Consider the following 18,466-nt stretch of genomic DNA (forward strand, 5'->3'; position numbering starts at 1 on the left):
ACTTTAGTATCGATTTAAACGGATTTGATCCAATCTTCTACAAACTTCAAGGCTTCATCCAGTTTTTCTGGATTTTTCCCTCCAGCTTGAGCCATATCCGGGCGTCCGCCGCCGCCGCCGCCGCAAATGCCGGCAACTTCTTTTACTAGCTTTCCTGCATGGTAGCCTTTTTCTACAAGATCTTTCGTCACACCGGCTGTGATGTTGACTTTATCATCATGCGCAGATCCAAGAACAACGACTGCCGATCCAAGTTTCTGCTTAAGGTCATCGACCATGTTACGAAGAGTATTCATGTCAGCGCCTGCAACCTTGGCTGAAAGGACATTGACACCATCGATGGTTTTCACCTGATCCGTCAGGCTTCCTGCTTCAATATTGGATAGTTTGCTTGTCAGAGACTCATTTTCCCGCTGAAGGTCCTTCATTTCGGCAAGAAGGCTGTCGATTCTGGAAACGATATCCTTTGGCTTGGATTTCACCTTTTCAGCAGCCTGCTTCAACAAGCTCACTTGTTCTTTCAGCATATTGTAAGCCGCTTCACCTGTGACTGCTTCAATTCTGCGTGTCCCGGCACCGATCCCGCTTTCGGAAACGATTTTGAACAGGCCTATTGCAGAAGTATTGTTTACATGGCACCCGCCGCAAAGCTCAAGGCTGAAATCTCCGATAGAGACTACACGGACAGTATCTCCATATTTCTCTCCAAATAAAGCCATCGCGCCCATTTCTTTTGCTTCTTTAAGCGATTTGTAATCAGTTCCCACTGTGGTACTATTCCACACTTGCTCGTTGACTATCGCTTCAATCTTTTCGATTTCTTCTGGGCTGACGCTGCCGAAATGAGAGAAGTCAAAGCGCAGGCGGTCAGGTTCAACAAGTGACCCAGCCTGGTTAACATGCCCGCCGAGTACATCCTTAAGGGCTTGATGCAGCAAGTGTGTTGCCGTATGGTTCTTAATGACTTTACTGCGCATCGTTTCATTAACTGATGCTTTGACTTCCTGGCCTTGTGTCAGAGTCCCCTCTTCAACTACAGCACTATGAAGATTTTGGCCGTTTGGAGCTTTTTTGACATCTTTTACAGCAACCCTGACACCTTCAGCTAAAAGAAGACCTTTATCCCCGATTTGTCCGCCGCTCTCTGCGTAAAATGGAGTTTTATCCAAAATGAATTGAATTTCATCGCCCTTTTCAGCTTTGTCGGACAACTCATTATTCAGCACAATCACTTCTACTTTTGAAGCGGATTGAAGTTCATCATAGCCGACGAATTCACTCGCAACCTTGATATCCCCAAGAACTCCTCCCTGTACCTGCATGGAGCCTGTATCCTGGCGGGCTGAACGTGCACGGTCACGCTGAAGCTCCATCTCTTTTTCAAAGCCTTCCTCGTCCAGCGTCATGCCTTCTTCTTCAGCATACTCTTCCGTTAGTTCAACCGGGAAGCCGTAAGTATCATAAAGACGGAAAACATCTTTACCGGAAATCACTGTATTGCCGGCTTCCTTTTCTTTCTTGATAACAGAAGAAAGGATGGAAAGACCTTCGTTCAGTGTTTCGTGGAAACGTTCTTCTTCATTTTTGACAACCTTTTGGATGAATTCCATTTTTTCTTTCACTTCAGGATAGAAGTCCACCATGATCTCTGCCACAACCGGAACAAGTTCATACATGAACGGGCGGTTGATATTGATTTGTTTGGCGAATCTCACGGCACGGCGAAGCAATCTTCTTAATACATAGCCTCTTCCTTCATTGGATGGAAGCGCGCCGTCACCGACAGCAAACGATACTGTTCTGATATGGTCAGCAATGACTTTGAAGGCTACGTCCTTCTGATCATCCTTTCGGTATTCTTCACCGGAGATTTTTTCAACGGCAGAAATGATCGGCATGAAAAGGTCAGTATCAAAGTTCGTTGGAACTCCCTGAGCTACACAAGCCATTCGTTCAAGGCCCATTCCGGTATCAATATTCTTCTTAGGAAGCGGCGTGTAAGTGTTATCAGGATTATGATTAAATTCAGAGAACACAAGGTTCCAGACTTCCAGGTAACGGTCATTTTCACCGCCTGGGTATAATTCAGGATCTTCAGGGTTGTCCCCATATTCAGGTCCCCGGTCATAGAAGATCTCCGTGTTCGGTCCGCTCGGGCCTTCTCCGATATCCCAGAAGTTACCTTCGATACGGATGATTCTTTCCGCAGGGACACCGATCTTGTCTCTCCAGATTTCAAATGCTTCCTCATCTTCAGGATGGATTGTTACGGAAAGCTTCTCCGGATCAAAGCCAATCCACTTTTCATCTGTAAGGAACTCCCATGCCCATTCGATTGATTCCACTTTGAAATAGTCACCGATGGAGAAATTCCCCAGCATCTCGAAGAATGTATGGTGGCGGGCCGTTTTCCCGACATTTTCAATATCGTTGGTCCTAATGGACTTTTGAGCATTGACAATTCGGGGATTCTCAGGAATCACACGCCCGTCGAAGTACTTCTTAAGTGTGGCAACACCACTATTGATCCATAGTAATGAAGGATCTTCATGCGGAACAAGTGATGCGCTTGGTTCTACCCTGTGGCCTTTTTCTTTAAAGAACTCTAAAAATTTTCTTCTGATTTCTGCACCTGTTAAGGTTTTCATGTTACGTTTTCCTCCTTCATTCACAAAATTTAACCAAAAAAGCATACAAAAAAGCCCTCATCCCTGGTCAGGGACGAGAGCTTGCTCGCGGTACCACCCTGGTTATGGACCCTGTTGAACAGGATTCATCACTCTGGAGCCTTAACGCGGCGAACGGCAGGGTTTCTGCACTCTGGATTAGCGTTCTGTTATCCTTCATCTGGAATTTCTTTCAGCCTGGGAAATTCCTCTCTTGCGTGCAAGGGCACTCAGATGGACTATAACATACTCGATCTTTCGTCGATTTGGTTAGTGTTTTATTGTATAAGTCGAATTATAGAAATATCATTGTCATTTGTCAATCTGAATGAGGAGAAAATGAGAAATTATTTTCAAGGGCTTTCCCTCGCTGTAAAATGTGTCCTTGCGTGAATCACGGCAACCTTCAGCATGGCCAGCAGCGGAACAGCTACGATTAACCCCAGAACCCCTCCTACTTCGCCGCCGATAATCAAGGCGGCCATTATAAACAAAGGATGCATATGCAGGCTTTTCCCCACTATCAATGGAGACAAGATATTCCCCTCAATGAATTGCAGCGCGAAAACAATCACAACCACTTTTATAATCATTTCATTAGAGATAGTACTCGCTACTATGGCGGCCGGAACTGCTCCAATCACAGGGCCGAAATAGGGGATGACATTCGTAACTCCGACAATGATCCCGAGAAGCAAAGGATATTTCATGTCAAAGATCCAAAAGGACAGAGCTCCAAGCGATCCGATAAGCAGGCATACCAATAACTGCCCCCTTATGTATCCCCCAAGTGACTCATCAAGATCTTTCAAAAAACTTCCGGCACTATGTCTCCATTTTTTAGGCGTTAAACTTGTCGCTGCCCGTTTCACTTTCGGAAAATCCTTCAGCAAGTAAAAAGAGATAAATGGGACAATCGCAAATAATAAGAGGCTGTTCATTACCTTTAAAACCCCGGAAAGAATCAAAGCCACAATCCCATTCAGCCATTCCTCAAAGCGTTCGATCCTGGACTCGAGCTCCTGCTGAATCCCGTCCGGCCAAGTGGATGTCTTTCTCTGAATATAATCAAGCCAGCGCTGATATTGATCAGTATACACCGGTGCGTTTTCCGCCAAGTCTTTCAATTGGTGAATGATGACCGGTATCCCTTTATATACAGCATACCCAAGACCGCCAAAGAAAAGGATATAAATCAGCAGGATCGCAATCCCTCTATGTATGCCGGCCCTGAACAACTTTTCGACTACCGGGTGGAGAAGGTATGTGATGAAGCCGCCCAGCAAAAAAGGAATCAGTCCGATGACCATGACCCTTAGAACAGGCTGCCAAACAGGGTGCAGAAGATAGAAAATGTAGAGAATGATCACTGCCAAAAGGGTTATCGCCAGCCGGTACAGCCATCTGACATAAGTGCGGTTGTTGTTCACATCTCCTCCTCCTTTCACTTCCCGTTGATACTACTTAATGTGAGCAAAAAAAGGGAAACCATTCAGTGTTGGTAAGTAGTCTAATTTTGAGGTGCAAGATGTTAAAATCCTATACAATAAGGGAAGAAATTTCCCTTATCGAAGAAATGTCGGGAGAAATAGGTCAAATAGGGGTAAAATTTTCCGCTATTTACTGAAAAACACATGTCAAATCGGGTCCTGAGCATGCTTAACGGAAAATTCTTCCCTTATTTACCTCTCCCCAGCTGAATTCTGCAGATTAACGGAAAAAGTTTCCCTTTTTTTAAATATCCTTCCTCTTCCCTTGGTGACTTTCTCAATTAATGTATTTTTTATGTGAATTTCATTCAGAATTCATAATAAAAAAACAGAGGGAGAACCCCCTCTGTTCTTAAAACATCTTTTTAATTTGTTTACGCATTTTCTTCATGTTCCGTCCACTCATCATGTTTGAACGGCGAGAGTACATGGTCGCAGCAATTCCTGCTCCGAACCCGATCATTGAGGCCATTGTTTTATTCAAGGTGCCCACCTCTTCCTTAACTTAGTTGGCGGTCTTCCTCGTCAAACAAGTCATCTAAAGAGCTTAGTGTTCCATCTTCCTCGACCTGGTGCGTGTGGATCACACCTTTGGTAATCGAAAGTTCAATAAAGCACTTCCAGCAGTAATACTGGTTAATGCCGATTTTGCCAATATCTTTACTTTGACAATTTGGACATTTCATAACATCAGCCACCCCTTTAAATCCGTGGCATTGACTGCTTTACAGGTCACTGAAAACCTGCTTTTGAAGTAGATCTCTGCCATCTTTTCCAGTAGCCATTATGTCCAAATTGTCCAAAGCGTATTCAATTTCCTAGCAATACGAGGAAGAACGGCGCCATAATGATAAAAGTACCCAGAGGATCAAGCCCCCGGATACTAATATAGTTCGCTTAATTAAAGAAAATCATAAGGTGTAACCTTTTCCATTCCGATCATCGGGTCTGCCTGAAGCATTTCTTCAAGCTTATTCGCCGGCTGCGAGTCAACTGCTTCATCATTTGATACAGTCTCCACTTCAGACTCCATTCCTCTCAGCTTTTCATAAAGAGTCGTCAGCCTTTGAACATCCTCTTCCCTTTCCACACCCATCTTCAGGGCTTGTTCCTCTCCGCAGAGGATCAGGGCATTACGGCTTCTTGTTATAGCAGTGTAAAGCAGGTTGCGCCTCAGCATTCTGAAGTAGCTTTTCACGACCGGCAGAATGACAATCGGAAACTCGCTTCCCTGTGACTTGTGAATCGAACAGCAATAAGCAAGCGTGATCTGATTCAACTCCTGACGTGTATACGTCACTTCATTACCTTCAAAAGAAACAATGACCATGTCCTGTTTCTCTGTATTTTCCTTTGCATAAAAGATGGAAACAATCTCACCGATATCGCCGTTAAACACATTGCTTTCAGGCTGATTGACCAGTTGCAGGACTTTATCGCCAATCCGGTATTTCGTATCACCGAAGGAAATCTCTTTTCGTGTGCCATCATTGCTGTTGAAGATCTCCTGCAGCATGACATTCAACTTGTCAATACCGGCAGGACCCCTATACATCGGGGCAAGTACTTGAATATCCTTGGCGCTGTACCCCTTTGATTTTGCATTGGCCACAACTTTTTCCACGACTTCAGCAATTTGTGAGGTTGTGCATCTGATAAATGAACGATCCTTCTGAGGCTGAAGGAGGTTGGCAGGAAGCCGGCCCGCTTTCATCTCATGGGCCATTTCAATAATGGATGACCCTTCTTCCTGGCGGTAAATGTCAGTCAGCCGGACAGTTGGAACGACTTCAGACCGCAGTAGATCTTTCAGCACTTGGCCTGGACCCACAGAAGGCAGCTGGTCTTCATCTCCAACAAGAATGACCTGGATATCATCGGGAAGCGCTTTGAATAGCTGATTTGCCAGCCAGGTGTCCACCATCGACATTTCATCAACAATCAAAAGCTTCCCCTGAATGGAACGTTCTTCGTCATAGTCAAAGCTGTCCGTACCGTTCCAGCCCAGCAGTCTGTGGATTGTCCCTGCAGGAAGACCTGTTGATTCTGTCATCCTTTTGGCAGCCCTGCCTGTAGGTGCAGCCAGAAGAATAGGGAACGGCTCGTCCTTATAATCCTTTGGATCAAGAGAACAACCGTGAAGTTCGGCATAGAGCTCTACAATCCCTTTGATTACCGTCGTTTTCCCTGTACCGGGACCTCCTGTTAACAGCATCATCGGAGACATGAGAGCTGTCTCTATTGCTTCTTTCTGGGTTGGTGCATATTGAACATCCAACCTCTCTTCCAAACCGCCAAGCGCCATCAGGAATTCTGATTGCGGGAACTGGTCTGTATATTGATCTTGAGAAAGCAGCCTGTCAATATTGGTTACCAATCCTTTTTCCGAGAAATAAAGCGAAGGCAGGTACACCCTCCGTTCCTCTCCGATGATTTTCCCTTCTTCTTCGAGTTTTATGACTTCCCGTGATATATCGTCGTAACTGATTCTCTCGTTTTGACTCTTTTCAAGAAGAGACTTCACATTGGTCAGCAGAGTTTCCGCCTCGAGATAAACATGTCCTTCCTGCAGACAATTATGTTCCAGTGTATAGAGGCAGCCGGCCTTGATCCGGTCCGGATGACTCCCGGTTATCCCCAGCTTGCTTCCAAGTTCATCTGCCCGTCCAAATCCGATGCCTTCAATATCTTCGACCAGCTTGTAAGGATTTTTATGCAGAATTTCAAGCGCCTGCTCCTTATAAGCCTGATAAATTTTCATTGAAATCTGCGGACCGAAACCAAATTCATTCAGGCTGATCATGACTCTTTCCAAGCCTTGATGTTCTACAAGGGAGTCATAAAGCGATTTTGCTTTGTCAGGTGGAAGTTTGGGAATATCATCGAGGAGGGAAGGTGTTTCAAGTATTTTGCTGATTGCATTTTCACCAAGCTGTTCCACGATGTTTTCAGCCGTTTTTTTACCGATTCCTTTAAACAGTTCACTTGACAGGTAGTCGACAATTCCTTGTTTCGTCTGGGGGATTTCTTTCTTGAAACGCTGAGCATGAAATTGCATTCCAAACTTGGGGTGTTCCTTGAAAGCACCATGGAAAACATAGGTTTCCTGTTCGTGGATCTTTGGAAAATGACCAGTAACGACTGCTTCCTTGTCCTCATATTGGGCATTGGTGGATTCCACCCTCAGCCTGATGACAGAATAAAGATTACTTTCATTATGAAAGATAGTGACAAGATGTTTACCCTTTATATAAATTTCGTTTTCATCAAAAAGTTCTAAGGAGTCTTGCCTGCTCATTTAGAAACCCCCTTGTTTCTATGTTAATTCTCTTCTTTTAACTGATCGATCATTTTCAAACCATAACCAGCAAGCATGTGATCAGGCTGGACTTCCAGGGCTTTTTCGAAACAGCTTCTCGCTTTTTCTGCATCATCCGCATAACCCGCATAGGCAACGCCCAGGTTATAATAAGCATCTGCATGCTCAGGATCTTGCTGGACAACCGTTTCCAGCTGTTCGATCGCTTCTTTATAAGCTTCAGTTTTCGCCAGGCAAAGTCCATATTGAAAGCGCGCTTCAGTATCATCACCATTCAACTCAACGCTTCTCATTAAATAAGGAAGAGCAAGTTTCGGCTGCTCCAGGTTGACGAGGGAGATGCCCAGCATGAAGAATACATCTTCACTTTCCAGTCCTTTTTGGATAGCCGTTTCAAAAGCTTCCTTTGCTGCATCGAAATTCTCCCCGTTGAAATATAAGTTACCCAGGGAGTAATAAGCCGAAGCCGCTCCTTCATCAAGGGAAATGGCTCTCTTAAGAAACTTCTCCGCTTTTTCATTTTCTCCTACTGAAAGGAGGACATTTCCAAAGTTTATGTATGCGACAGGATCTGTCGGATTCTCTTCAATAGCCTCTGTAAAAAACTTAACTGCCTCTTCCACTTTTCCCTCTTGAAGAAGCTGTATTCCTTTTGAATTTTTATCCATTTGAAACACCTCTGGTTCATTGATTTGTCTTTCCATTCATTTTCCTAGTATATCACAACAACTGTTTGTGATAAGAAAGACCTGTATAAGAACAAAAGCGCAAGCGCCTTGATCAGCCCCGACAGGCATAAGACGAGCCGACTGGAAGGTTGCTCTTTAACCTTCTTGACGGATTGGCTTATGACCCGAGGGGCTAGGCGCTGGAGCTGGATATAAAAAGAAAAGGTTAATCAGACATTCAATCTGATTAACCTCGTGATGATCAGCCTACAAAATCAAGTTTTTTCTCAGCCTTGAAAATTTCATCGATTGTTCCGCCGCCCAGGCATTCATCTCCGTTATAGAAAACAACTGCTTGTCCAGGCGTTACTGCCCTAACAGATTCTTTGAAAATCACTTTTACTTTATCCCCTTCAAGAAGCTGAACCTTCACTTCATGATCTTCCTGGCGGTAACGGAATTTTGCTGTGCAATCAAATTCAGACGGTTTCTCTTTCTCCGATGTCCAGCTCACGTCTGTTGCGAGAATCGAATCTGAGTATAGAGCTTCATGGTCAAAACCTTGCTCAACAAAAAGGACGTTTCGGTCAAGATCCTTACCGATGACAAACCAAGGTTCCCCGGCTCCACCGATACCAAGGCCCTGCCTTTGACCGATTGTATAATACATCAAACCGTCATGTTTCCCTTTCACTTCACCATTCAGAGTTTCCATGTTGCCCGGCTGCGCGGGCAGGTAATTGCTCAAGAACTCTTTGAAATTGCGTTCTCCGATAAAGCAGATCCCGGTACTGTCTTTTTTCGTTGCAGTTGCAAGCCCTGCTTCTTTAGCAATTTCCCTTACCTTCTTCTTATCGATGCCGCCGATCGGGAACATGACTTTTTCCAGCTGATCCTGTCCCAACTGGTTGAGGAAGTAGGTTTGGTCTTTGTTAGAGTCCTTGCCGCGGAGCATTTTATATTCCCCGTCGCGGTATTCAACTTGGGCATAGTGTCCAGTCGCCAGATAGTCGGCTCCAAGCTTCACAGCATGCTCAAGGAAAGCCTTGAATTTGATTTCTTTGTTGCACATGACATCAGGATTTGGTGTGCGCCCTGCTTTATATTCATCCAGGAAGTACGTGAACACCTTATCCCAATATTGTTTTTCAAAATTGACGGCATAATAGGGGATTCCAATCTGGTTGCAGACCCTTATGACATCCTCATAGTCTTCAGTTGCCGTACATACGCCATTTTCATCGGTATCATCCCAGTTTTTCATGAAGATGCCGATGACATCGTATCCCTGTTCTTTCAATAATAGTGCCGCGACGGAGGAATCCACCCCTCCTGACATGCCGACAACCACTCTTGTATCTTTAGGTTCCTTCTTCACGAAAGGCACCTCCTTTATATAGTAATGACGAAAAGTCTGATAGTTTCTTGTCTTGATTCCAAGCTTAGGTTTTATACAAACCAGGGTAAAACAATAGAAAGATTTTAATATAAACTTCCATGGAAGACAAGAGATTGAACTCTGCCTTATTTTCTCAAGCGGCTGACGATCTTGGCCACTTCCTTGCCGGTGTGTATGACATCTTCTTCTGTATTGCCGATTCCGAAGCTGAAACGGATTGAGTTTCTAAGACGTTCTGACTCTTTACCAAACATGGCAAGCAGGACATGGGAAGGTTCAATCGAACCCGCTGTACAAGCAGAACCGCTTGATACGGCTATTCCAGCCAAATCCATATTGACAAGCATGGATTCAACATCTGTACCCGGAAAACTAAGATTCAGAACATGCGGCAATGCTTGATCCAAAGTACCATTCAAATAGAATTCAATGCCTTCTTCTTTCAAGATATCCATTAATATCTTTTTAAATTTAGTATACTCTTCTGCCTTTTTTTCCATCTCATCCTGAGAAAGCCTGATTGCTTCAGCCATTCCCACCAATGAAGGGAGATTCTCCGTTCCTGCCCGCCTTTTTCTTTCCTGTTCGCCGCCGAACATCTTCGCTTCAAGAGGAACATCTTTTCTTGCGTACAGAAAGCCGACTCCTTTTGGTCCATTAATTTTATGGGCTGAGATGGAGAGAAGATCAATATTTTCTGATACTACATCTATCTTTGTCATCCCGAAAGCCTGTACTGCATCTGTATGCAATAAAACCCCTCGGCTTCTTACCAATTCCCCGATTTCAGAAATCGGCTGTATAGTACCGACTTCATTATTGCCGTACATGACACTGACTAAAATGGTGTCTTCTCTTAAAGCTGCTTCGACATCTTTGACAGAAACGATCCCTTGCTCATTCACAGGCAGGTAAGTGACTTCAAATCCTTCCTTCTCCAGCTGCTCACAAGTATGAAGAACGGCATGGTGCTCAATGGAAGACGTGATGATATGCCTGCCTTTATCTTTTAACGCATGGGCAGTACCAGTCAATGCCAGATTGTCTGCCTCTGTGCCGCCGCTTGTAAAAATGATTTCATGAAATCCTGCACCGATACTCTTGGCAGCAGTCATACGGGCGCCGTCAAGTTTCTGTCTTGCATCCCTTCCGGAAGAGTGGATGCTGGATGGATTTCCGAATGTCCCTCTCATTGTTTCTGTCATTACATCAATAACACGGGGATCCATCGGGGAGGTCGCCGCATTATCGAGATAAATCGTCTTCATAGTCATTCCTCCAATTAAATATAAAACATATAGGCATCTGACTCGCCTTCGTCAGTATAGCTTGCCAAATCTTCAATCGTTGTATTATCCAGGACTTCTTTCACGGCATCCCTGATCCTCATCCAAAGTTCACGCTTTGCCGGTTCTTCATCTTCAATGCCTTCAACAGGAGAAATCGGCCCCTCCAGAATCCTGATAATATCCCCTGCTGTAATTTGAGACGGCTCGTTTCCGAGAACGTAACCGCCATAAGCACCCCTGATACTTTTAACAAGCCCTGCATTTCTCAATGGAGCCACCAGCTGCTCAAGGTAATGCTCAGACAGATTCTGTGCCTTGGCAATGGACTTCAAAGATGTCGGACCCTCGCCATGACGCTTCGCCAGTTCAATCATGATGGTTAACCCATAACGTCCCTTTGTAGAAATTTTCATAGTTTTCGCCCCTCAATCTATCTTTATAACAAAAATGTGCAACTATATATTCCATCATTTCCTTAGTAACTTTTGTCATTATAGCATAATCGCAAGGTGCTGTTAAAAAACGTTGTCCTCGAGAAGCGGCCTTCGTTTAAAAAGTAAGCAGAGTATGATAAATTAGATGAATAAATGAGAACGCCAGTTTGGAGAGATGGAAATGAGTATCAAACCGTTGGCCTATCGAATGAGGCCTCGTACCATAAGTGAAGTCATTGGTCAGCAGCATTTGGTTGGCGAAGGAAAAATCATTGATAGAATGGTCAAAGCCAAGCAGCTTTCTTCCATGATTCTATATGGACCGCCTGGTATAGGAAAAACATCGATAGCGAGTGCGATTGCGGGCAGCACGAACTATGCCTTCAGGACACTTAATGCTGTCACAAATAATAAAAAAGACATGGCAGTAGTGGCGGAAGAAGCCAAGATGTCAGGAAAAGTGATTCTTCTCCTGGATGAGGTCCATCGACTGGACAAGGCTAAGCAGGACTTTCTCCTTCCCTACTTGGAGAATGGAATGATCACCCTTATCGGGGCTACAACCAGCAACCCCTATCATGCAATCAATCCGGCGATCCGCTCCCGATGCCAGATTTTTGAGTTGAAGCCGCTTTCGGTCGAAGACATGAAGACGGCACTGGAATATGCAATCAAAGATAAAGAGCGCGGGCTTGGAAAACAGCATATCTCCATCAGTGAAGAGGCTCTGCTTCACTTTTCCCAAGCAAGCAATGGGGATGTAAGGAGTTCACTGAACGCACTTGAACTTGCAGTCCTCTCGACTGAGCCTTCTGAGGATGGAGTAATTGAAATTACAGTGGAAGTCGCGGAAGAATGCCTCCAGAAGAAAAGTTTCTCCCATGACAAGGATGGGGATGCGCACTATGACGTCCTGAGCGGTTTTCAAAAATCCATCAGAGGGAGCGATGTCAATGCGGCCCTGCACTACCTTGGCAGGCTGGTTGAAGCCGGAGATATGCCGAGCATTACAAGAAGACTCCTTGTCATCGCGTATGAAGATATCGGACTCGCAAGCCCGCAGGCAGGACAGAGAACACTGGCGGCTGTCGAAACTGCCGAGAAAATTGGTTTCCCTGAAGCAAGAATACCATTGGCCAACGCTGTCATCGAATTATGCCTTTCTCCAAAATCCAACTCGGCGATCAGTGCGATCGACGCCGCTTTAAGGGATATCAGGAGCGGCAGAAATGGAGAGGTGCCGGCACACCTCAAAGATGCACACTACGCCGGTGCAAAAGAGCTGGGAAGAGGGATTGAATATAAATTTCCACATGATTATCCTTCAGGGTGGGTCAAACAGCAGTACCTCCCTGACATTCTGAAGAATGCCCGCTACTATGAACCGAAGGATACCGGTAAATTTGAAATGGCCATTTCCCAGGTTTATAAGAAGATCATGGGGCAGAAATAGGGTGAGGGCAAAAAAAAGCGCCAAGGGGTCATTTTTCCTTGGCGCATTGATTCCTCTGGAACTTTTACGCTGCGACATCCCGCTTCTTAAACACGATAAAAGCCAGAAGGTGGAATATTACAAAGTAAATGATCAACACCGTAATAGAGAAACCTAATGTCATTCCTTCCACAAGAGGCTGCAATTCACCTGTATACATTGTTAGATCTGTGTTCGCAAAAAGACTGTATTTAGCCCAGTCATACTTCATGGAGATAAATTGAGTCGCTGTTCCTCCCATAAAGAGGAGAAACAAGGAGATTCCGATGGCCAGAGAGCTGTTTCTGAATACAGCGGAAATCATAAATGCCATAGTTGCCATCATGGTTATGAGTATGGATTTTAATAGATACGTCTTAATCTGATAAAGCACCATATTCTGTTCTTCAACTGCACCATCAATATAAACCAGGCGAGGCTGGCCGTCTCCTGCGCCAAACAGAACAGCTCCGACCAAGCTTGAAAGCGCAAATAAAATCAGCAGTAGTGAAATCCCAAACAGCAATACAGTTATATATTTGGAAAGCAGTATCTTCGTTCTTGAAATTGGCCTGATCAGTAAAAGCTTAATCGTTCCCCATGTAAATTCACTGGCGACAATCCCAGCAGCTATAATGATCGTAAACAGACCCACAAACTCAACAAAGTTAGCATTAAAGTTTACAAAAGACCATGTACTTTGCCCGCTTTCAGGCTTAATATCATTTTCCAGTCTGTATTCATTTATGGCAATCTGCTGCTCGATATATTGCTCATTCATTCCACCAGGGTTTTCACTTAAATATTGCTTATCACTCTCGATTTGCATCTGAGTTTGCTGCTTCCAGTCTCCTTCTGAAACATTTGATGTATCTGGATTCTCTGTAAACTTCATTACAGAGCCTACCCCTATGACCAGCACGACCAGAAGGCCGATCATCACATACGTACCGGGTCTGCTGAATATTTTTATCCATTCATTCTTGATCAAGTTAAACATTTGCCGGCTCCCCCTTTTCATTGGTGATTTCAAGGAAGCGGTCCTCAAGTGTTTTGGCCACCGGCATCACTGAATAAATATCAATGGTATGCTGTACGAGAATGCTGACCAATTCAGGGACCTGCTCTTTTGTTAAAGCAATTTGCAGTTTTCCTTCATTCAATTTGTGCTGGAAATCTGGAAATGCTTCTTGGATGACTATTGAAGCCTTCTCTGCATCACCCAATTCAAGCTGGTAAACAAGCTCGCTTCCCTGGACAAATTCCTTTACTTGCTGGACATCAACGAGTTTTCCTTTTTGTATGATCCCGATTCTGTCACACATCATTTCCATTTCAGAAAGGAGGTGGCTGGAAACAATGACGGCCATGCCATTTTCGCTTGCTAGTCTGCGGATGTAATCACGGATTTCCCTGATTCCCGCCGGATCCAATCCATTTGTCGGCTCATCCAGAATCAACAATTTCGGGTTATGCAGCAGACATTGGGCAATCCCAAGCCTTTGTCGCATTCCCAATGAATAGGTCTTTACTTTATCGTGGATTCTTTCGGTTAAACCAACCAACTCCACAACTTCTTTGATTCTCTCGTCTGTAATTCCTTTATGCATCCTGGCGAATTGCTGCAGGTTTTTGTACCCTGACAGGAACTTATAAAGCTCCGGGTTTTCTACGATAGCCCCTATGTCCCTGATTGCCCCTTCAAAATTGCTCTTCACACTGACACCATTAACAACAATGTCTCCTTCTGTGATTCCCATCAGTCCTACAATCATTCTTATCGTAGTTGTTTTACCTGCTCCGTTCGGTCCCAGAAAACCGAAGACCTCACCTTCCTGTACACCAAAGGAAAGCGAATCAATGATTTTCCTGCCTTTGATTACCTTAGAAACATTTTTGAGTTCCAGAATTGTTTTCAAAACTCTTCCCCCTTATCTTTGCTCGTACTTTCTTTCAGCCACTCCATTACCGACAATCCGTGTTCTTCCCTTAACTCCTCAACTATGCAATGGTTTTTAACAATCCCATCCTGTAAAATATAGGCCTCATCCAGAAGTGCTTCAATATCATTGATTTCATGGGTCGCGATAATGACTGTCTGGGCTTCAAAGTCTATAAAGGACAACAGGCTCTTGACGATTGAATCTCTGACCATAGGGTCCAGTCCTGAGAATGGTTCATCAAGCAGCAGTAATTCCGTCTGTCTTGAGAGGGCCAGCACCAGTTTCAACCTGCCTCTTTTCCCCTTGGACAACTGCTTGATTTTCATCTTCGGCTCGAGTTCCATGTATTCCAAGAGTTCGAGTGCTTTCTCTCTTAGAAAGTCCGGGAATTGCGTTTCATAAAAGTGAATCATATCCTCTACGGAAAAAGAATCATAAAACATATCCAGTTCTGTCAGGTATCCGGTTTTTGAAGCTGCCTGCCTCGTTACTCTTTCCGTTCCTATCGTAACCTCACCTGAAGTAGGCATTACAAGGCCGGCAATGAGTTTAAGCGTCGTAGACTTTCCGCTTCCATTCGGTCCCAGAAGACCGTAAATCTTTCCTTTTTCAAATGCCATGTTTACATCTTTCAATGCATAAGCATTTCCATACTTTTTGGTTACATTATTAAGGGCTGCACTCATTATTCCTTTCCTCCTTCACCTTTTAGATAGGAGGTAAGATCAGCGAGCATCTTTTCCCTTGAAATCCCCAGTTCACGCATGCTGTCTACAAAGTTGTTCATGATTTCGCGCTGAACCTTATTTTTCATCTCCAGGAACAACTCCTCTTTTTCCGTCACAAAGGTCCCTTGACCACGTTTTGTTTCCACCACTTCCATCCTCTCCAATTCACTGTATGTTCTTTGAATTGTATTTGGATTGACTCCAGACCTTACCGCCATTTCCCTGACAGAAGGAAGTTTCTCACCAGGAGAAAGCTCTCCTCTCACAATGCTGTGAATGATCTTGTCGGCTATTTGTGCATATATCGGTTTTGCTGCCTTGTATTCATCGGCCATATCTTAAACCTCTACCTTTCGTTCTAAGATCCAGCTTGCTGTCAGGAAGATAATCACAGTAAGTACGGCATACAGAATGAAAGGAATGACTGGCAGGTGAATGATTTCACTTCCGGTTGAAAAGTTCTCAGGACCAGCTTCAATGAAGAATGATCCTCTGACTTTAATGGTCCAAAGGTTCATGAATTCCCTAAACCAATCAATGGCAACTAAGAGTGATGAAATAACTTGATGCAGGACAAGAATCAGCACAAGGATGAACCAACGGAATTTCTTCAAGAGGGGGGATTTTGCCAGCCCATAGTAAACAGTCCAATAGAAGAAAACCCAGCATGAGAAGTAAACAGCACTTGATGTTACGGCAATATTGAAAAAGACGCTTTCTTTCCAAGGTAAATATAAAATATCTGCTTCTTGCCAAGTCAGGCTGATTACACCCAGAAGATCTACGAACAAAAAGGAGACGATAGAGTAGCTGAAGGCTACCAAAAATTTAGACAGCAGCAATTTCCAGCCTGGCTGTATCGAATGCAGCCACAGCTGCGTCCTCCCTTCAACCATGAGCATATTTAAAAGGATCAGCGGCATAAAAATCATATGTGCGAGTCCTTCCATGAACACAATCACGACTGAGAGTTCAGGGTATCCATAATACCCGGCCAAACCAACACCAATCACATAGAAAAATAAAAGCAGTGCCAGCCAGCCAAAGAACCCTAATTTTGAAATCGAATAATCTTTCCAAAGCAATCCTTTAAAAGCCTTCATGTTGACCTCCTGTTATAGTGTTCTAGTTAGATAGTACACTGTGACACATAGAAGAGTCAAGGGGCTTTTTCTTTTCAACAGCCTATTTTCCTTTTAATTCACATACGTACTGTTTGGAAGATTGTTTCATTTATTTTTCGTTTTCTTTGTATTCTGTTGAATAAAATGATGCTTTGGGCGGCTGATCTCATAGCCGGATATCCCCTTTCGTTTTTCATATACTATGGACAAACAGTTCTTACGTTTGGAGGTGTTCCTATGGATAAGGCTGTTGAAAGAAAGAAAAAATGGTCTCAAGAAGAAGAAAAGATAGTAACGAATACAGTTCTCGAATTTCTGCAAGAGGGAAAGACTCAAAAGGAAGCTTTCGAAGAGGCTGCACTCTCAATTGGACGAACGCCGGGAGCATGCAGTTTCAGATGGAATAATAAATTGAAGAAAGAGATCTCCATTGAAGAGGAGAATCCCCTCCCCTTTATCCAATCACTAACAGACTGCATAACTTTTTTGCAGACATTAAACTCTGAAGGGGATTTAGTAAGTGAAAATAGCAAGTTAAAGGAAACACAGCAGGAGCTCAAGGAGACTTTACAAGCGGCGGAAAATAATTACGATGAGTTGAAAGCAAAATATAAAGAACTATTAAACCAGATTGATGAAAATGAACTACAGTCTGCACAGCAGATCAAAACCTAAAAAAAGCTGCCATAAATGGCAGCTTTTTCAGCTCAATGGATCAATCTTTCACCCTTTTGATCTCAATGGAAGAAAGAAGTTCGTTCACTACATAGCTGGCGGCAATCAACCCAGCTACGGATGGAACAAAGGCATTTGAGGAAGGCGGAATCTTCGCTTTTCTGATCGTGGCATCGTCTTTGCCGACTTCCTGCCTGATATCCTCCCGGATGACAATCGGGCTCTCATCAGAAAAGATCACTTTGATCCCTTTTCGGATTCCTTCTTTTCTCAAACGGGTACGGATTACTTTTGCAATTGGATCTGTATGTGTTTTCGAGATATCCTCAATCATGAAGCGAGTCGGATCTGTCTTGTTGGCAGCACCCATTGAGGCGATTAACGGAATATCCCTTTTCAGGCATTCTTTCATCAGGTGGATCTTATACGAAATCGTATCGGAAGCATCTACAATAAAATCAAGGCCATAACTGAAGAACTCCTCATAAGTCTCTTCTGTATAAAACATTTTCAATGCGATGACTTCGCAGTCAGGATTGATATCTTTGATGCGTTCCTTCATAAGGTCCGCTTTAGGTTTTCCGACAGTGGAGAGCAATGCATGAAGCTGCCGGTTGATATTGGTGATATCCACATCATCTTTATCGACAAGCACAAGTCTGCCGACACCTGAACGCGCCAGAGCTTCAGCAGCAAAAGAGCCTACGCCGCCTATGCCGAGAACGGCCACTGTGCTGTTCTTTAAGATATCGAGACCTTCTTTCCCGATTGCCAATTCGTTACGCGAAAATTGGTGTAACAATTCAATCAACTCCGTTATATCAATTTCAATGTATGAGTACTGATTAAGAATAAACGATGGGTTGTTTTAATGCAACCTGTCCTATAGGAATAATGATGTTAGAAAATAGATTCTGCTTGATTTCCGCTCCAGGATGTACGACTCCGCGGGGCGGGCGGTGAACTAAAAAGCGAAAGCGGCCGTTCAGCACCGTACGGATTGGAGGGCTTCCGCATGAGATAAAGGAATCACGAAGAGCAGGGCGATTCGATGATGACTTATCGCAAGGAGGAAGACTGAAATCCGCTAGGTGCTGGTCGCTGGAGCTGGATTGGCCTCCTCGGCTGCGCCTGCGGGGTCTCACCTGTCCCGCTAGTCCCGCAGGAGGTCGTACATCCTTATGCTTCAATCTTCTCATTTTTGATGACTCCAAACAGAACAGATAGAATTATATGACATGCATTTAAACTTTTTATACT

General features: G+C 44.1%; 18 protein-coding genes. 2 read left to right on the forward strand and 16 right to left on the reverse strand.

Features of this window, described 5'->3' with window-relative positions; translation table 11 throughout:
- Positions 1-14: 14 nt before the first annotated feature.
- The 9 genes from alaS to cymR all read right to left on the reverse strand — a co-directional run bounded on the left by alaS (position 15) and on the right by cymR (position 11,244).
- Positions 15-2,648 carry an alanine--tRNA ligase gene (gene alaS, locus ACOJQI_RS16945; protein ID WP_421380051.1) on the reverse strand — a complete coding sequence of 878 codons (2,634 nt, stop codon included), beginning with the start codon at positions 2,646-2,648 and terminating at the stop codon, positions 15-17.
- A 371-nt stretch (positions 2,649-3,019) separates the two neighbouring features.
- Positions 3,020-4,096: an AI-2E family transporter gene (locus ACOJQI_RS16950; protein WP_421380054.1), complete on the reverse strand. Its 1,077-nt coding sequence runs from the start codon at positions 4,094-4,096 to the stop codon at positions 3,020-3,022.
- A 412-nt stretch (positions 4,097-4,508) separates the two neighbouring features.
- The gene (locus ACOJQI_RS16955) at positions 4,509-4,649 is read right to left on the reverse strand and encodes a YrzQ family protein (RefSeq protein WP_421380057.1); all 141 of its coding nucleotides are present in this window, start codon (positions 4,647-4,649) and stop codon (positions 4,509-4,511) included.
- Positions 4,650-4,656: 7 nt separating this feature from the next.
- A complete protein-coding gene (locus ACOJQI_RS16960) occupies positions 4,657-4,842 on the reverse strand; it encodes a hypothetical protein (protein ID WP_119545519.1) in 186 nt (61 codons plus the stop codon).
- A gap of 215 nt (positions 4,843-5,057) precedes the next feature.
- Positions 5,058-7,454: an ATP-dependent RecD-like DNA helicase gene (locus tag ACOJQI_RS16965; protein ID WP_421380060.1), complete on the reverse strand. Its 2,397-nt coding sequence runs from the start codon at positions 7,452-7,454 to the stop codon at positions 5,058-5,060.
- Between the two features lie 23 nt (positions 7,455-7,477).
- Positions 7,478-8,143, reverse strand: coding sequence for a tetratricopeptide repeat protein (locus ACOJQI_RS16970; protein WP_421380063.1), 666 nt, complete (start codon positions 8,141-8,143; stop codon positions 7,478-7,480).
- 262 nt (positions 8,144-8,405) lie between these two features.
- Complete coding sequence (gene mnmA, locus ACOJQI_RS16975) at positions 8,406-9,521, reverse strand: tRNA 2-thiouridine(34) synthase MnmA (protein ID WP_421380065.1); 1,116 nt, start codon at positions 9,519-9,521, stop codon at positions 8,406-8,408.
- Between the two features lie 146 nt (positions 9,522-9,667).
- Complete coding sequence (locus ACOJQI_RS16980; RefSeq protein WP_421380067.1) at positions 9,668-10,810, reverse strand: cysteine desulfurase family protein; 1,143 nt, start codon at positions 10,808-10,810, stop codon at positions 9,668-9,670.
- Between the two features lie 14 nt (positions 10,811-10,824).
- Positions 10,825-11,244 (reverse strand): cysteine metabolism transcriptional regulator CymR, encoded by a 420-nt coding sequence (gene cymR / locus ACOJQI_RS16985; protein ID WP_409251471.1) that lies wholly within the window; start codon positions 11,242-11,244, stop codon positions 10,825-10,827.
- 208 nt (positions 11,245-11,452) lie between these two features.
- On the opposite strand from cymR, the gene ACOJQI_RS16990 reads away from it, so the two are divergent.
- Positions 11,453-12,718, forward strand: a complete 1,266-nt coding sequence (locus ACOJQI_RS16990; protein ID WP_421385498.1) for a replication-associated recombination protein A — start codon at positions 11,453-11,455, stop codon at positions 12,716-12,718.
- A 64-nt stretch (positions 12,719-12,782) separates the two neighbouring features.
- Here the strand turns inward: ACOJQI_RS16990 and ACOJQI_RS16995 are convergent, their stop codons facing one another.
- The 5 genes from ACOJQI_RS16995 to ACOJQI_RS17015 are packed head-to-tail and all read right to left on the reverse strand — an operon-like array spanning position 12,783 to position 16,510.
- Entirely contained in the window at positions 12,783-13,736 is a 954-nt protein-coding gene (locus ACOJQI_RS16995) for an ABC transporter permease (RefSeq protein WP_421380071.1), read from the reverse strand.
- The gene (locus ACOJQI_RS17000; protein WP_421380073.1) at positions 13,729-14,655 is read right to left on the reverse strand and encodes an ABC transporter ATP-binding protein; all 927 of its coding nucleotides are present in this window, start codon (positions 14,653-14,655) and stop codon (positions 13,729-13,731) included. The genes ACOJQI_RS16995 and ACOJQI_RS17000 overlap by 8 nt, the downstream gene beginning before the upstream one ends.
- On the reverse strand, positions 14,652-15,365 hold the full coding sequence (locus ACOJQI_RS17005; RefSeq protein ID WP_421380076.1) for an ABC transporter ATP-binding protein: 714 nt from the start codon (positions 15,363-15,365) through the stop codon (positions 14,652-14,654). Before ACOJQI_RS17005 ends, ACOJQI_RS17000 begins: the two co-directional genes overlap by 4 nt.
- Entirely contained in the window at positions 15,365-15,742 is a 378-nt protein-coding gene (locus tag ACOJQI_RS17010) for a GntR family transcriptional regulator (RefSeq protein WP_421380078.1), read from the reverse strand. The genes ACOJQI_RS17005 and ACOJQI_RS17010 overlap by 1 nt, the downstream gene beginning before the upstream one ends.
- A 3-nt stretch (positions 15,743-15,745) precedes the next feature.
- The gene (locus ACOJQI_RS17015) at positions 15,746-16,510 is read right to left on the reverse strand and encodes a hypothetical protein (protein WP_421380080.1); all 765 of its coding nucleotides are present in this window, start codon (positions 16,508-16,510) and stop codon (positions 15,746-15,748) included.
- Between the two features lie 258 nt (positions 16,511-16,768).
- Here ACOJQI_RS17015 and ACOJQI_RS17020 point away from each other — a divergent pair, with 258 nt between their 5' ends.
- Complete coding sequence (locus ACOJQI_RS17020; RefSeq protein WP_421380082.1) at positions 16,769-17,206, forward strand: hypothetical protein; 438 nt, start codon at positions 16,769-16,771, stop codon at positions 17,204-17,206.
- 40 nt (positions 17,207-17,246) lie between these two features.
- Here the strand turns inward: ACOJQI_RS17020 and ACOJQI_RS17025 are convergent, their stop codons facing one another.
- Positions 17,247-18,008 carry a tRNA threonylcarbamoyladenosine dehydratase gene (locus tag ACOJQI_RS17025; RefSeq protein ID WP_421380084.1) on the reverse strand — a complete coding sequence of 254 codons (762 nt, stop codon included), beginning with the start codon at positions 18,006-18,008 and terminating at the stop codon, positions 17,247-17,249.
- Positions 18,009-18,051: 43 nt separating this feature from the next.
- Positions 18,052-18,405: a hypothetical protein gene (locus ACOJQI_RS17030; RefSeq protein WP_421380086.1), complete on the reverse strand. Its 354-nt coding sequence runs from the start codon at positions 18,403-18,405 to the stop codon at positions 18,052-18,054.
- Between the last annotated feature and the right edge of the window lie 61 nt (positions 18,406-18,466).

Origin of the sequence: Bacillus salacetis (assembly GCF_049177075.1) — a bacterium.
In the GTDB taxonomy this organism is placed as follows: Bacteria; Bacillota; Bacilli; order Bacillales; family Bacillaceae_B; genus Rossellomorea; species Rossellomorea salacetis_A.